15 protein-coding genes and 1 pseudogene are annotated in these 14,984 nt (G+C 67.2%); 10 read left to right on the top strand and 6 right to left on the bottom strand.

Annotated features, from left to right (window positions below):
* The first annotated feature begins 113 nt into the window (after positions 1–113).
* From QMO76_RS13650 to QMO76_RS13620, 7 genes are all read left to right on the top strand, one after another.
* Positions 114–1,019: a dihydrodipicolinate synthase family protein gene (locus QMO76_RS13650; RefSeq protein ID WP_306361649.1), complete on the top strand. Its 906-nt coding sequence runs from the start codon at positions 114–116 to the stop codon at positions 1,017–1,019.
* A gap of 11 nt (positions 1,020–1,030) precedes the next feature.
* On the top strand, positions 1,031–2,491 hold the full coding sequence (locus tag QMO76_RS13645; protein ID WP_306361648.1) for an aldehyde dehydrogenase (NADP(+)): 1,461 nt from the start codon (positions 1,031–1,033) through the stop codon (positions 2,489–2,491).
* Positions 2,488–3,489, top strand: a complete 1,002-nt coding sequence (locus QMO76_RS13640; protein ID WP_306361647.1) for a proline racemase family protein — start codon at positions 2,488–2,490, stop codon at positions 3,487–3,489. The genes QMO76_RS13645 and QMO76_RS13640 overlap by 4 nt, the downstream gene beginning before the upstream one ends.
* Positions 3,490–3,500: 11 nt before the next feature.
* On the top strand, positions 3,501–4,655 hold the full coding sequence (locus tag QMO76_RS13635; protein ID WP_306361646.1) for an FAD-binding oxidoreductase: 1,155 nt from the start codon (positions 3,501–3,503) through the stop codon (positions 4,653–4,655).
* Positions 4,648–4,932, top strand: coding sequence for a (2Fe-2S)-binding protein (locus QMO76_RS13630; protein WP_306361645.1), 285 nt, complete (start codon positions 4,648–4,650; stop codon positions 4,930–4,932). Before QMO76_RS13635 ends, QMO76_RS13630 begins: the two co-directional genes overlap by 8 nt.
* On the top strand, positions 4,916–6,373 hold the full coding sequence (locus tag QMO76_RS13625) for an NAD(P)/FAD-dependent oxidoreductase (RefSeq protein WP_306361644.1): 1,458 nt from the start codon (positions 4,916–4,918) through the stop codon (positions 6,371–6,373). Before QMO76_RS13630 ends, QMO76_RS13625 begins: the two co-directional genes overlap by 17 nt.
* A gap of 85 nt (positions 6,374–6,458) precedes the next feature.
* A complete protein-coding gene (locus QMO76_RS13620; RefSeq protein ID WP_306361643.1) occupies positions 6,459–7,121 on the top strand; it encodes a GntR family transcriptional regulator in 663 nt (220 codons plus the stop codon).
* A gap of 172 nt (positions 7,122–7,293) precedes the next feature.
* Here the strand turns inward: QMO76_RS13620 and QMO76_RS13615 are convergent, their stop codons facing one another.
* Together QMO76_RS13615 and QMO76_RS13610 are read right to left on the bottom strand one after the other, a co-directional pair.
* Positions 7,294–8,418: a hypothetical protein gene (locus QMO76_RS13615; protein ID WP_306361642.1), complete on the bottom strand. Its 1,125-nt coding sequence runs from the start codon at positions 8,416–8,418 to the stop codon at positions 7,294–7,296.
* Between the two features lie 490 nt (positions 8,419–8,908).
* Positions 8,909–9,109: pseudogene (locus QMO76_RS13610) on the bottom strand (ArsR/SmtB family transcription factor); the annotation flags it as partial.
* Between the two features lie 89 nt (positions 9,110–9,198).
* Between QMO76_RS13610 and QMO76_RS13605 the strand changes: the two are divergent.
* Positions 9,199–9,546: a DsrE/DsrF/TusD sulfur relay family protein gene (locus QMO76_RS13605; protein WP_306361641.1), complete on the top strand. Its 348-nt coding sequence runs from the start codon at positions 9,199–9,201 to the stop codon at positions 9,544–9,546.
* 32 nt (positions 9,547–9,578) lie between these two features.
* Positions 9,579–10,754 carry an NAD(P)/FAD-dependent oxidoreductase gene (locus QMO76_RS13600; RefSeq protein ID WP_306361640.1) on the top strand — a complete coding sequence of 392 codons (1,176 nt, stop codon included), beginning with the start codon at positions 9,579–9,581 and terminating at the stop codon, positions 10,752–10,754.
* 291 nt (positions 10,755–11,045) lie between these two features.
* Here the strand turns inward: QMO76_RS13600 and QMO76_RS13595 are convergent, their stop codons facing one another.
* Positions 11,046–11,264 carry a hypothetical protein gene (locus QMO76_RS13595; RefSeq protein ID WP_306361639.1) on the bottom strand — a complete coding sequence of 73 codons (219 nt, stop codon included), beginning with the start codon at positions 11,262–11,264 and terminating at the stop codon, positions 11,046–11,048.
* 144 nt (positions 11,265–11,408) lie between these two features.
* Between QMO76_RS13595 and QMO76_RS13590 the strand changes: the two genes are divergently transcribed.
* Positions 11,409–12,164: a cytochrome P450 gene (locus QMO76_RS13590; RefSeq protein ID WP_306361638.1), complete on the top strand. Its 756-nt coding sequence runs from the start codon at positions 11,409–11,411 to the stop codon at positions 12,162–12,164.
* 123 nt (positions 12,165–12,287) lie between these two features.
* Here QMO76_RS13590 and QMO76_RS13585 read toward each other — a convergent pair whose 3' ends face one another.
* From QMO76_RS13585 to QMO76_RS13575, 3 genes are all read right to left on the bottom strand, one after another.
* Positions 12,288–12,563 (bottom strand): hypothetical protein, encoded by a 276-nt coding sequence (locus tag QMO76_RS13585; RefSeq protein ID WP_306361637.1) that lies wholly within the window; start codon positions 12,561–12,563, stop codon positions 12,288–12,290.
* A gap of 3 nt (positions 12,564–12,566) precedes the next feature.
* Positions 12,567–13,283 carry a hypothetical protein gene (locus QMO76_RS13580; RefSeq protein ID WP_306361636.1) on the bottom strand — a complete coding sequence of 239 codons (717 nt, stop codon included), beginning with the start codon at positions 13,281–13,283 and terminating at the stop codon, positions 12,567–12,569.
* A gap of 477 nt (positions 13,284–13,760) precedes the next feature.
* Complete coding sequence (locus QMO76_RS13575) at positions 13,761–14,759, bottom strand: DUF1353 domain-containing protein (protein ID WP_306361635.1); 999 nt, start codon at positions 14,757–14,759, stop codon at positions 13,761–13,763.
* Positions 14,760–14,984 lie beyond the last annotated feature (225 nt).

Genomic DNA, 14,984 nt, shown 5'->3' with positions numbered 1-14,984 from the left:
TAGCTGCCCGTGAGGGCATGCCGCACATCAGGCTTCCCCAACGGGCATTGCCAAGCCCAGTGCAATGTCACATACTATTGCGGCAACGTTACGACGTCCCTGAGGAGACTCACATGACCACCGAGCGCAAGCCCTGGCACGGCATCCACGTCGCCACCGCCCTGCCCTTCAACGACGACCTCTCGGTCGACTACGCCGGATACGCCACGCATGTGGCCTGGCTCGCCGAACACGGCATGCACGGTGTCACGCCCAATGGCTCCCTCGGCGAATACCAGACCCTCACCGATGCCGAACGCGCCCGGGTGGTGACCACCGCGATCGAGGCCGCGCCCAAGGGATTCGGCGTGATGCCCGGTGTCGCCGCCTACGGCGCGTTGGAATCGCGCAGGTGGGTCGAGCAGGCCGCCGAAGCCGGCGCGCATTCGGTCCTGCTGTTGCCGCCCAACGCCTACCGCGCCGATCGGGCGGCCGTGATCGCGCACTACCGCGCGGCCGCCGAGGTCGGCCTGCCGATCGTCGCCTACAACAATCCCCTCGACACCAAGGTCGACCTGGTGCCCGATCTGCTGGCCGAACTGCACGCGGAGGGCCTGATCGTGGCCGTCAAGGAATTCAGCGGTGATGTCCGCCGCCCCTACGAGATCGCCGAGCTCGCACCGGAACTCGACCTGCTGATCGGTGCCGACGATGTGCTGCTCGAACTCGGTATGGCGGGCGCGGTCGGCTGGATTGCCGGATACCCGAACGCCCTGCCCACCGCCAGCCTCGAGCTCTACGAGCTCGCCACCTCCGGCGACCCCGCCGACCTGCCGCGGGCCCGCACGATCTACCGCGAACTGCATTCGCTGCTGCGCTGGGATTCCAAGGTCGAATTCGTTCAAGCCATCAAACTGTCCATGGATATCGTCGGCCGCAAGGGCGGAGTGTGCCGGCCGCCGCGCTCGGTCCTGCCGCCGGAGATCGCCGAACCGGTGATCGCCGCGACCAAGCAGGCGCAGGCGCTGGGCTACAGGTAGAGGATGACGTGGTGACATACCCGGAAACGACCACGACCGAGGTCGACCGTTCGGTCGAGGCGAGCGCGCGAGCCTTCCCCCGATGGGCCGCCCATCGGGCGGACCGGTCGCGGGCGCTGGCGGCCATCGCCGACCAACTCGACCAGGCGGCCGACACACTCCTACCGATTGCCCAGCGCGAAACGCGGCTACCCGAGGCGCGTCTGCGCGGCGAGCTGCGGCGGACCACATTCCAGCTGCGGCTGTTCGCCGATCTGCTCACCGACGGCGGCTACCTCGACCCGCGCATCGACCACGCCGATCCGGACTGGCCGATGGGTGCGCCGCGCCCGGACCTGCGGCGCATGCTCGAGCCACTCGGCCCGGTCGTGGTATTCGCCGCCGGCAATTTCCCATTCGCCTTCAGCGTGGCCGGTGGAGACACCGCCTCGGCGCTCGCCGCCGGATGTCCGGTGGTGGTCAAGGCTCACCCCGGCCACCCCGAACTCTCCCGGGCCACCGCGACCGTCGTCGAGCGCGCCCTCACCGAAGTCGGCGCTCCCGCGGGGACATTCGCGATCATCTACGGGGTCGAGGCCGGGCGGGCGGCCCTATTGCACCCCGCCGTGAAAGCGGCGGCGTTCACCGGTTCCATTCCGGGCGGCCGCGCACTGTTCGACCTGGCGAACTCACGCCCCGAACCGATTCCCTTCTATGGCGAACTGGGCAGCGTGAACCCGGTTTTCGTCACCACCGCGGCAGCGAATGCCCGGGCGGAGGAGATCGCCTCCGGCTTCCTGGGCTCATTCACCCTGGGCGCGGGCCAGTTCTGCACCAAACCCGGGGCACTGTTCGTGCCCAGGCAATCGAACCTGGCCGAGCTGCTCGCGAAAATGCCGCTGCCGGAACCGGGTCCGATGCTGAACGACCGTATCGAGCAGGGCTACCGCACCACGCTCACGGATCTGACCAATCGCACCGAAATCAGCGTCCTGCGCCAGGAAGAGCGAGCACCGACCACTCCCCCGTCCGCCACACTGCTCACCACCGAGCTGGCCGACCTGCTCAGCGATATGGCCGGCCTGTTCCGGGAATGCTTCGGTCCCACCGCATTGATCGTCACCTATGACGACGAGCAGCAGTTGCTCGAGGCCGCCGCCGCCATGGACGGGCAACTCACCGCGACCATTGTGGGCGAACCCGGCGACTCCATCGCCGCCCCGCTCACCCGGCTGCTCGCCACCAAGGCGGGGCGGCTGCTGTGGAATCAGTGGCCGACCGGAGTCTCGGTCACCCACGCCCAGCAGCACGGCGGGCCCTACCCCGCCACCACCGCGCCCGGATCCACCTCGGTCGGAACGGCGGCTATCGCCCGGTTCCTGAGACCCGTTGCCTACCAGGGTTTCCCGGCGGACCTGCTGCCCGATGAGCTCCGCGACGACAGTACCGCCGCACTCCCCCGCCGCATCGATGGAAAGGCTCGAGACGTATGAGAACCAAGCGGGTCATCCACGCGGTGGATTCGCACACCGAGGGCATGCCGACGCGAGTGGTGACCGGCGGCGTCGGCGTGTTCCCCGGCGCGACAATGGCCGAACGCCGCCAATGGTTCATCGACAACAACGATGAACTGCGCACCCTGCTCATGTACGAACCGCGCGGCCACAGTGCCATGAGCGGGGCCATCCTGCAACCGCCCACCCGGCCCGACGCCGACTGGGGCGTGCTGTTCATCGAGGTCTCCGGACTCCTGCCCATGTGCGGCCACGGCACCATCGGCACCGCCACCGTCCTCGTCGAAACCGGAATGGTCACGGTGACAGAGCCCGTCACCACCATCCGCCTCGATACCCCGGCCGGGCTGGTGGTGGCCGATGTACAGGTCACCGAGGGCAGCGCCACCTCGGTCACCATCCGCAATGTGCCCGCGTTCGCGTACGCGTTGGACCGCACCGTCGAGGTCGACGGGCTGGGATCGGTCGGCTACGACCTGGCCTTCGGCGGAAACTTCTACGCCATGGTCGAATTGGAGAAGCTGGGCCTGCCGTTCGACCGGGCGGCCAAGCAGCAGTTGCTCGATGCCGGGCTGGCGATCATGGCGGCGATCAATACCGAAGCGCCGCCCAGCTATCCGGGCCGCCCCGATATCGCCGGGTGCCATCACGTCTATCTGCAGGCCCCCGGTTCGACGGCCGCGCATTCCCGGCACGCCATGGCGATCCATCCCGGATGGTTCGATCGGTCGCCGTGCGGCACCGGCACCAGCGCGCGCATGGCCCAACTCCACGCGCGCGGAGAACTGCCCCTGCACACCGACTTCGTGAACGAATCGTTCATCGGCTCCACCTTCACCGGCCGCCTGGTGGAGGAGACAACGGTCGGCGATCTGCCCGCGGTGATCCCCACCATCACCGGACGCGCCTGGATCACCGGAACCGCCCAGTACATGCTCGATCCCACCGATCCGTTCCCCGCCGGATTCCTGGTCTGAGGCGGCCGATCATGAAACGCACGGCTGATGTCGTCATTATCGGCGCGGGCGCGGTGGGCGCGGCCTGCGCCTACTTCGCCGCCCGCGCCGGGCTGAGTGCGCAGGTGGTCGATCGAGGCCAGATCGTCGGCGGCACCACCGGCGCGTGCGAGGGCAATGTGCTCGTCTCCGATAAGGAGGCGGGGCCCGAACTCGACCTGTCCCTGTACTCCCAGCAGGTGTGGCGCGCCGATCTCGCGGAGTTCGGCGCGCTGTGGGAATTCGAGTCCAAGGGCGGCCTGGTGGTCGCGGCGAGTGCCGCCGGCGCGCAGGCGCTGCGGGAACTGGCCGTGCGCCAGCGTGCGGCCGGGATCGAGGTGACCGATGTGGCCGCCACCGATATCCGCACCTATGAACCGCACATCCGCACCGAGCTGGCCGCCGGCGCGTTCTATCCGCAGGACGCGCAGGTACAGCCCATGCTGATGGCGGCGCAGCTGCTGCGGCTGGCCAGGGCGTCCGGTGCCACCGTCACGCCGCACACCCGGGTCACCGGATTCGAGCGCGACGGCGAAGCGGTCACCGGTGTGCGGACCGACCGGGGCACGATCCACGCGGCGGCGGTGGTGAATGCCGCCGGAACCTGGGCCGGGGAGATCGCCCAGCTCGCCCGGGTACACGTGCCGGTCCTGCCACGACGTGGATTCGTCCTGGTCACCGAGCCACTCCCGCCGACCATCCGGCACAAGGTCTACGCCGGGGAGTACGTCGCCAATGTGCTGAGTTCCGATGAGGCACTACAGACTTCGCCGGTGATCGAGGGGACGCGCGGCGGTACCGTGTTGATCGGCTCCTCGCGCGAACGGGTCGGTTTCGACCGCACGGTTTCGCTCCCGGTGCTGCGGGAGCTCGCCGCCAACGCGGTCGCGCTCTTCCCGGCCCTGAAACAGGTCCGGGTCATGCGCAGCTATCTGGGATTTCGGCCGTACTGCCCCGATCATCTGCCGGTCCTCGGACCCGATCCGCGGGCCCCGGGCCTGTGGCACGCCAGTGGCCACGAGGGTGCCGGAATCGGATTGTCGGTCGGCACAGCCAAACTCATCACGCAGTCGATTACCGGGAAACCCGTCGACCTCGATATCAGCCCCTTCGCCCCCGAACGGTTCGACGAGGTGACCCATGCCTGAGCCCATCGAATTCACCCTCGACGGCCGCCCGCTCACCGCGACAGCGGGGCAGAGCATCGGTGCCGCACTGATGTCGGCCGGCATTGTCTCCTGGCGTTCCACCCGTGTGCGGCAGCGGCCGCGCGGACTGTTCTGCGGTATCGGCATCTGCTACGACTGCCTGCTCACCGTCGACGGTCGCCCGAATCAGCGCGCCTGCCTGGTGCCGGTCACCGACGGTATGTGCGTGAGAACCGGCTCGATCACCGAGGAGCAATCCCATGTCGACACCGAATGAGCCCTATCTCGCCGATGTCGCCGTCGTCGGCGCCGGTCCCGCCGGGTTGGCGGCCGCTGTCCATGCGGCCGAATCCGGGCTGCGCGTGGTACTCGTCGACGCCGGACATCAACTCGGCGGTCAATACTGGCGTCACCCGGATGAGGCGCACGGGCCGGGCGATGAGTCCCACGGCCACCAGCTGTGGCCGACATTCACCGATCTGCGGGCCCGCTGCTCCGCCGCCCGCGCGGACGGGACGATCACCTACCTGCCCGGTCACCAGGTGTGGTTTCTCGAGCAGCCCGCAACGGACACCGATCCCTATGTCCTGCACGCCAATCGGGTGGTCGACACCGGCGCGGCGTCGGGGTGCCGGATCAACGCCGAGTCGCTCATCCTGTCCCCCGGCGGATACGATCGGCAGTTGCCGATCGACGGCTGGGATCTGCCCGGTGTCATGGCGGCAGGCGGAGTTCAGGCACTGCTGAAGGGCCATCGCACTCTCGCCGGTCGGCGCGTCCTGGTGGCGGGGACCGGCCCGTTCCTCCTGCCGGTCGCGACCGGACTGGCCGAGGCGGGCGCGGAGGTCGTCGCGGTGTGCGAGGCCAATGCGCTCACCGGATGGCTGCGGCATCCGATCGCCGCCGCCGCGGTGCCGTCCAAGGCGGTCGAGGGCGCGCGGTACGCGGCGGCATTCCTGAAGCATCGGCTGCGGTTACGGCCGCGCACCATTGTCACCGCCATCCACGGCGGGGCGTCCGTCCAGTCGGTGACGCTGTCGCGCGCACACCCGGACGGCAGCCCGGTGCCGGGGACCGCGGAACGCGTCGAGGTCGATCTGGTGGCGCTCGGCTGGGGTTTCACGCCCTCGCTGGAACTGATCGTCGCCACGGGCGCGCGCACCAGGGTCGATGTCGACGGCTCGCTGGTCGCGTGTGTCGATGACCGGCAGCGCAGCAGTATCGACCGGGTGTTCGTCGCAGGCGAGGCGACCGGGGTCGGCGGGGCCGCCCTGGCCGTCGCCGAGGGCGCCCTGGCCGGGCTGGCCGTGGCTCAGGATCATGGCCGGACCATCCCGGCTCGGCGAGTCCGGGCATTGCGATGGCGGATCCGCCGGGGACGCGCGTTCGCCCGCGCCATGCACACCGCGCATCCGATACCCCCGGCGTGGGCGCGATGGCTGACCCCGGACACGGTCGTCTGCCGGTGTGAGGAGGTCACCCATGCCGACATCTGCGCCGTACGCGCCGACCTCGGCGCCACCGATGCCCGGACGGTGAAACTGCTGGCGCGCCCGGGCATGGGGTGGTGTCAGGGCCGGGTCTGTGGTTACGCCACCGCCGCCTTGGCCGCTGGGCCGTGCCGGACGCTCACCGAGGCCGACCTCCTGCCCAATAGCAAGCGGCCCCTGATTGCCCCGATCACCCTGGGCGAGCTGGCCGAATCGCCCGAGCCGTGACCGCCTTTCAGCAGCCGGCGTGCAACGTCACATGGCATACGATGGGTGCGGCAAGGCCGGGAGGCAGAGGCAGGGGATCACGGGCATGAGTATGGACAATATCGGTCATATGGAGAAGGTCAGCCTGCGCGACCGGGTATCGCAGGCGCTGCGTGCCGCCATTATCTCCGGCGAAATGGAGCCCGGCGTCGTGTATTCGGCACCCTCGCTGGGCGCGCGCTTCGGCGTCTCCGCCACACCGGTGCGCGAGGCCATGCTCGATCTGGTTCGCGAGAATCTCGTCTCCATCGTGCCCAACAAGGGATTTCGCGTCACCGAGGTCGCCGAACGCGATCTCGACGACATCACCCGGATCCGCCTCCTGCTCGAACCTCCCACCGTTCGAGATATCACGCCCCTCATCCCCGCCAAGGACTTCCCCGCGCTGCGCGAACTCGCCGACAAGATCGTGGCGGGAGCCGAGCAGGGTGATCTGGTCGAATACACCAGCGCCGATCAGGTGTTCCACCTGGCCCTGCTCGGCTACGCCAATAACCCGCGCCTCAACAACCTGGTCTCCGACCTGCGCGACCACACCCGGCTCTTCGGACTCAAATCATTGTCCGACAAGGGCGAACTCACCGACGTCGCCCGCGAGCACCACACCATTCTCGACGCCCTCGAGTCACGAGACGCCGACGCCGTGGAACGCATTATGGTCGAACATATCCGGCAGGCGCGCGGCCGCTGGGCCAAACCAGCGGAGTGACGGTGCTCGCGCCCGCGGACGACTCGGCAGGGCGACGCTAGAGCTCTTCGGCTTCGGCGATGGGGCCGATGAATGACCGAAGCAGGTCCACGGTGCGCTGCGAATCCTCCAGCATCGGCAGGTCCAGCCCGGCCAGGCGGTTCGGCAGCGGCCGCACGGACCGACCGGCTCTTTATTTAGACCCTGAATCCGTGGTTTCCCTGAGCATCGGAGTCTCCGCGCGACCGGCGAGCAATGCGTCGAGTTGGCGTTCGGCGCGCTCGGCGCGCGCGAGGGTTTGCTCACGGGCATCGTCGAGTGTCGCCAGGCGGGCCGCCGCCTCCTGCCGAGCTCGGTCGAGCGCTGCCGCGGATTCGGCACGCACGGCCGCTATATCGTCGGCGGCGGTCCGCCGGGCCTCGGTCAGCTCGGTGCGGGTGCGTTCGAGTTCGGCGCGCACGCGGGCCAGCTCGTCCCTGGTTTCGGCAACCGCCTGATTACGTTCCGCCACAGCTTGTTCGGCACGGTCGATGGCCCGTTCGGCATCGGCGGCCCGCTGCACCGCGAGGTCACGTTCGGCACCGGCGGCGGTGACGCGTTGCGCGGCGTCGCGGCGCACCTGCTCGGTCTCGGCGGCGGCCTTGGTGCGGGCCAGGTCGATATCCTCGGTGGCCTGCTCGCGTATCCGGTCGATCTCGGCGGCGGTGTCGCGCCGCACGTCTCGAATCTCGGTCTCGGCGGCGGCCCGAGCGGCGAATACGTCGTCGGCGGCCTGGGTGGTGATCCGTTCGACCTCGCGCAGGGCGTCGTCGCGGGCCGCGACCGCCTCCTCGATCCTGGCCTCCGCCGCTTCGGCCGCGGCCGCCGCATCCTCTGCGGCCGATTCCGCCGCTACCCGTGCCTCTTCGCTGTCTCGCCGCGCCTGTTCGGCCGCGGCGGCGGCCATCTCGGCCTCCGCGATCCTGCGCGCGGCATCGGCCTGCACCGCCTGTACCTGGGCCTCCGCAACGGATGGATCGGCCAGCGTGGACATCTCCGCCACGGCCGCCGACAAGGTCGTCCCCAACTGCTCGGCGAGCCCACGAAACTGCACCAGCAGTTCATCGGCCCGCAGCCGCGCCACCGTCACCGGCCCCTGTTGCGTCACAGTGACATTAGCGGCCGGGGCCTCACCCTCCGCCTGCTGCCGCCGCTGCCGTTCCCGCCACGCCCTCCATCGCGTGTGCTCGGGGTGGTCGCAGTACTCGGAAGGCCGCCCCGGCCCACCGCCGCGATGGATGGGACGGGTGCAGCCGGGATAGTTGCAGATGCTCGACACGACCAGAATCGTAGCGTTGGTTTCGTCATTTCCAACGCAACAACACGAAACGAATCCATCCTAGCCGCATATCGATTCACGCCGTCCTGACCTCCGATAAGTGAACCTTATCGGCGGTCAGAACTACCGCTTCCGTCGATCGAGCTTGAATCTATTCCGTTTACGTTTGGTGACAGCCAACGTAACGATATCCAACGAAAGCCGCTGAAAAACTGGGCTCGCATGTACGCTCGTACCATTCCTGGCGCATGGCGTGAGGATCGCCATGAAACGAGCACCCGTGACCGCTGGCCCGATCGCAGGCCTTCAGGCGCACCACCACGACAGCGCGAAGACGATCGCGAGTGCCGCGACGAAGGCGACGGCCAGCGTTTTGGCCAACGGGGGCTGTACTCCTGTAGCCGTTCGACGCCGATGTACAGCCCGCCGATGAGCAGAATCGGAACGATCGGACTTACCGGGATCTCGCGGAGGCGTCTTCGACGGGCACGGTGGTCAGGTTCATCCCGGTCGCGGTGGCGATCGCCTCGACTGTCCGCTCGCCCTGGGCGAGCAGGTCGAGGATTTGCAGGCGGCGGCCATTGCCCAGCGCCTTGCCGACGCGGGCGATCTCGTCGAACAGGGCGGCTTTGCGGCCGGTCGGCTCGCGCACGCTTGCTTCTCCAATACTCTTTGGAATAGCATATTCCATAGTTCCTTGGAATAACGTCAGATATGGCGATTGTATCCGCCACTCAGCTACCCCGCTCGTGGGGAGAGCCACCCGACCAGGGAGAACGTGTGAACTATCTCTTCGTCCTGCACGACCCGCCGTATGGCACTGAACGCACCTACAACGGCATCCGCTGGGCTCGGCAGATGCTCGATGCCGGGCATCAGGTGCGAGTGTTCAATTTCGCCGACGCCGTCATCTCAGTCACCGCCGGGCAGCAGGTCCCCAACGGCTTCTACAACCTCGCCAAGATGACCACAGCGCTGACCAAGCACGGCGGCGAGATCGGCAACTGCGGGGCCTGCATGGACGCCCGCGGCATGAGCGAAGAACAACTGATAGACGGCGCGCACCGCTCCTCGATGACCGAGCTCGCCGACTGGACCGCCTGGGCCGACCAAGTCATCAACGTCTGAAGCCCATTGACCAGCAGAGGATTCAAGTAGCCATGAGTAAAACCGTCGCCGTGCTCGGCGCGGGCGTGGGCGGATTGACCGCCGCCGCCGAACTGCGCAACGTCCTGCCCGCCCAAGACCGGATCGTGCTGATCGACCGCTCCTTCACCGGCCACCTGGGGTTGTCGCTGCTGTGGGTTCTGCGTGGCTGGCGCACACCCGACCAGGTCGCCGTGCGGCCGACACCGGCCGCGTTGCCGGGAGTGGAGATGGTGACCGGGCAAGTGGAGCGCATCGAGCTCGCGGCACGAACCGTCGACTGCGGTGACGCGGGAACAATCGGCTACGACGCCCTGGTGGTCGCATTGGGTGCGAGCCTGGATATCGCCCGGCTGCCGGGTCTTTCCGATGCTCTCGACGCCGGGGTGGCGGGGCAGTTCTACACCGTCGATGGTGCCGCCGCCCTGCACCACAAGGTCGAAGCCCTCGACTCGGGGCGGGTGGCGGTACTGGTTGCGACGGTGCCGTTCAGATGCCCCGCCGCGCCGTTCGAAGCCGCGTTCCTGCTCACCGACCAGCTCGGGAGGAAGTTCACCACCGGCGCGGTCACCGTGGACGTCTTCACTCCCGACCCGCTGCCGATGCCGGTCGCCGGACCTGCGGTCGGCAACGCGCTCGTGGAGATGATGGGAGCCAAGGGCATCGGATTTCACGGCGGCAAGTCCGCCACCGGCATCGACCCGAAGGCCCGCACGATCGAGTTCGGCGACGGCACCGGCGAAGTCTTCGATCTGCTCGCCGTCGTGCCACCGCATGCCCCCGGCACGGCGGTGGTCTCGACCGGGCTTGGTCCCAACGGCTGGATTCCGGTCGACCCCGCCACCCTGGCCACCACCGCGCCGGGGGTGTTCGCGATCGGGGACGCCACCGCGCTGGCCTTGCCCAACGGCAAACCGTTGCCCAAGGCCGCGATATTCGCCGAAGTCGAAGGCAAGGTCGCCGCGCACCAGATCGCCCGCTACCTCGGCTATGACGCCGCCGACACCCGGTTCACCGGCGAAGGCGCCTGCTACGTCGAACTCGGCGACGGCCTTGCCGCCAAAGGCGAAGGCAACTTCCTGACCCCGCCCGCGCCACAGGTGAGCCTGCGTGACCCCTCGGCGGCCTATCACGACGAGAAGCAGCAACAGGAGCGAGACTGGCTGGCACGCTGGAACATTCGAGCCTGATCTCTAGCCGGACTGTGCCCCACATCCTCAGCGGTGCCTGGCTATTCCCGCCGGTGTGCTCGCGGCCTCAGTCTTGACGAAGGTTTCCAGCACCGAACTCCAGCCTCCGCCGCCTTCGACGATCTCACTGGCATGGGCCGGATCGGGATCTGTGGCCGCCGCGTCTCGGATCACCGAGGATCGCTAGATCGACCTCTCTGAAAGTTTCCACTTTCGTAAATGTGAGCTTTCAGAGCAGGAAAGGCGAGACCCAGGAAACGATTCGCAGCCGCCGCTCCCGCGCGCTGAGGCTTACTTGGCCGGTGGGGTGAAGTGTTGCTGGGCGGCGTGGATGACCGCGTCGACGGCGCGACTGATTCGTTCGGCGGCCTGCTCGGGAGCGGGAGAGCCGGCGTCGAGCCAGGCGATCACCGCTTCCACGGTCAAGGTCGGCAGCAGTCGTGCGGCCCAGTTTCGCCAGCCGGGATCCGGAATCGCCTCGGCGAGTTCGCCACCGAACATGCCGATCACGCCCGGATGCGGTCACTGCTGCAACCCCACTTCTCACCCGGGCGCCTGCGGCGCCTGCGCAGCCGCGTCGACGTGCTGACCACCCAATTGCTCGACGAACTTATCCAGCACGGATCTCCCGCTGATCTACATACCGGTGTCGCGGTGCCGCTACCGATCCTGGTGATCTGCGAACTCCTCGGCGTCCCTTACGAAGACCGCGACCAGTTCCGCGCCTGGACCGCGGCCGCGGGCAACATCACCGACAGAGCCCGCTCCGAGCAGGGGCTGGGCGAATTGTTCAACTACGGGATGGGTTTGGTCGCCCGCAAACGCCGCGAACCCGAAGACGACGTGATCTCGCGGCTCTGCGCGACCGAGGGCGTTTCCGATGTCGAAGCCGCTGGGTTGTCGATGTCGTTGCTGTTCGCCGGACACGAGACCACGGTCGTGCAGATCGGATACGGCGCGCTGATGCTGCTGACCGAACCCGATCGATGGCAAGCGATCGGCCAGGATCGGCGATTGCTGCGCAACGCCATCGAGGAAATCCTGCGCGCACCGAACAAAGGCGGACACGGGATCCCCCGCTACGCCCGCACCGACTTTCAGATCGAGAACACCCACATCCACGCCGGCGACCTCGTACTCCTCGATATCGGGGCAGCAAACCACGACCCCACCGTCTACGCCGAACCCGATCGCCTCGACATCACCCGCAGCGGCCCCGCGCACTTGGCCTTCGGACACGGCATGCGGTACTGCGTCGGTGCACCCCTGGCCCGCATCGAATTACAGGCCGTGTTCGCCCACCTGACCGCACGATTCCCGACAATGAGGTTGGCCGTCGGAGTGGAGCAGCTACGAACCCGCCGCGATGTCCTCACCGGCGGGCTGCTCGAACTACCGGTGAGCTGGTGATTGCGCACCGGTGCGGTAGTACATTTCGGCCACCCGACCGCTATGGCGTTCGGAGAGCGAGTGCGTGTCCGGCGTACAGAACTCGGGTGGTGCCCGGTGATCAACTGGGCGACGCGGCAAACCTCAGGAGTCCTCGACAACAAAGCTGCAGTAGCTTCCCCGGTCCAACGTGGCCAGCGCCTTCATGAACGCCCTGCCGTCCGACCTGGGGATCAGCCGCATCTCCGCATCATCCGGGACGCCCTGCTCGAAGTACTGTCGAGCAATCTCGCCCCATCCCGTGTCGAACACGTTCAGCACGACTCCAGTCGCTGTCGACCACCGGAACTCCGCGACCCGTTCAGGAGCCCCCTGCTTCAGAGCAAACATGATGATTACCTCGGGGGCGGAATCGGTCACCGGTTATCCAATCTCACGCATCTCTTCAGGCAGCGGCGGGTGCGCCTTCCAATACTCACCCAGGTTACTGTATCCACTGGGATAGCCAACTCGCATGCCATCATCCAGGATCGCGCACCCCCAGCTGTCTCCGTTGATCACGCCGCCCTGCGCTTCGGTCAAGCGGTCGGCGGCCCAATCGGAGGCTGACCGCGAGTACCCGCGCGATTGTAGGAAATCGCTGAACTCTCTGGGGTCCACGTCATTGATTCGATCGACCACGTGCGCAGGGAGCGGGACGCCGAGATTCTCGGTGACATATGTCGATCGCATAAGGTTGGCCTGGTTCGACAATCGATCCGGAATGATTCCCGCATTATCGATTCTGACGATTTCACCAGTCCCGCTCCTGATTGCGTTCTCCGCATGCGCGTCGGCATCAGCCATTACGTAATCGAAGGCCGCTGTTTCTCGTCCCCTCTCGGTTCCGAAGCCCAAGCCCGGTCCCTTGTTGGGAACAAAGGCCTGTAGTGTGCCACTGCCTTTGTGCCCCACCCACTCCCGAGTATGGGGAACGTTACCGACACCGAGTATCCGGCTGGCTTCCCAGGCCGTGACCTCATTTCTGATGGTACGAAACGATTTACGCGGTTTGTAGACACCTATCGGCTGGCCCTGGAAAAGGATGAGGTAGTTCTCCCCCGTCCCTCCGGGAAGATGTCTCTGCTCGAGTTGATCCAACGGAGGGAGGTTGCGGGTACTCGCAGGCGAGTTCGGATCGAATGTCGCGTCAGAGGCATGACCGGAGCGTGCGTCGCGGGTGACCCCGGGATGATGAGCCGCGGTCGACGCGCCGCCGACTTCGGACGTACGAAGCTGGTGCGCGCCCCTCTCGTCCGCACTCGCAGCGCGCTTGGCCGTGTCTGCGACGTTCTCAGATGTACCGGCGATTCTATTGTGGCTGGCCTGTGCCACTTGCCCGGTCAGCCTACCCAGCGTTCCCCGGATCTGACCCAATAGCTCCCGTACAGCCTTCATGCGGGAGTCATCCGGCGATGATTGCGACGGCTCGGCGATTCGAACTGGAGTCCCGATGCTCCTGGCGCAGTCTCGAACTCGATCACCAGCGAGGAGCATATCCACGATGGGACCAGGCCGCCACCTGGCCGACACCTGGCCGACACAGCCGATCTTTGACGAGGGCGTGACGGCACTATTTCAGGCGTACCACCACGACAACGCGAAGACGACTACGAGTGCCAGGACGAATACGACGGCCAATGCCTTGGCCAGGCGTGGGCTGAACTCTTGTAGGCGCTCGACGCCGACGTAGAGAACGCCGATGACGAGAATGGGGACGATCGCGGGGACGATCAAGGCCACCAGCGGTCCGATGATCCATCCGGCCGTGCGGAATTTGCCCCAGGCGGTGCCCAAGAGCAGCGGGATCAGGATTGCGCCGGCGAAGCCGCCGATCAAGGCCGGGATGGGGCGTTCGCCGATCCAGGGCACGCCCGGGATGCCGTCGATGTTCAGCAGGTCGAGGGTGGACCAGATGCCCAGCAGGACAATGGCCAGCAGGCTGCCCCACAGAGCACTCCGGTAGTGCCACTTCTGAATTCGTGACCAGTTGACCTGCCGGGCGTGGAAGATGGTCGCGGCGGTGACCGCCGACCAGACCATCCAGCGGCGGATCAGTCCGGTGCCCGTCTTGCCCATGGCTTCGCGGAAGATGCGGTCGGCCTCGTCGCGGTATATCTCGCGTTCGGCGATGTAGCTCGCGGGCTCGTTCTCGGACAGCACCAAACCGTCGTGCAGGATGGCCGCGGGCAGATGCGCGCCGGTTTTGGGCACCAGCCAGGTCAGGAATGCCGGAACCGAGGTGAGGTCGGTGGTCCAGTTCTCCAGGTCGGCGGGTACCAGTATCCGACCGACACCTATCTCCGGGGCATCGTCGTGGTAGCCGATCCGTCGCGTGAGCCGGAACTCCTCACGCCGGGTGGTGTTGTTGAACCGTCGGTCCAACACAATGGTGAGATCGGGCTCGGCGGCGAATCCCCCGACCGATTCCTCGGATTCATTCCTGGGCTCCGATGGCTCCGCGGGCGGGACGTTGACGACGACCGCCTCGGAGTCGAGGGTGCCCGCCGCCTCGTCGGCGGGCGCCTCGCCGCCGTCGTAGAAGGGTCCGTCGTCCTGCTCCACCTGGAGCTTCATACCGATCAGGGTACGTGCGGACGGTCCAGTTACCGGATCGCCCCGGTAACGTTGTGGCCTCTCCCCAACCGGACTTCTCCCCCCGACTCGTCCAGCTTCGCCTTGTTCCTTCGGCACAGCCCTACCGGCGTGTCAGCGGTGCGGCCGGTCGAGCATGAGACGCCGCTCGCCCGGTGTCCGTGACATGCGCGGGAGGAGACCCGTGCGATAGATCGGCAGTGTCCA

Source organism: Nocardia sp. CC227C (assembly GCF_030767025.1).
In the GTDB taxonomy this organism is placed as follows: domain Bacteria; phylum Actinomycetota; class Actinomycetes; order Mycobacteriales; family Mycobacteriaceae; genus Nocardia.
Note: the sequence above shows the minus strand (reverse complement) of the source record. Positions and strands in the feature narration are given on the sequence as shown.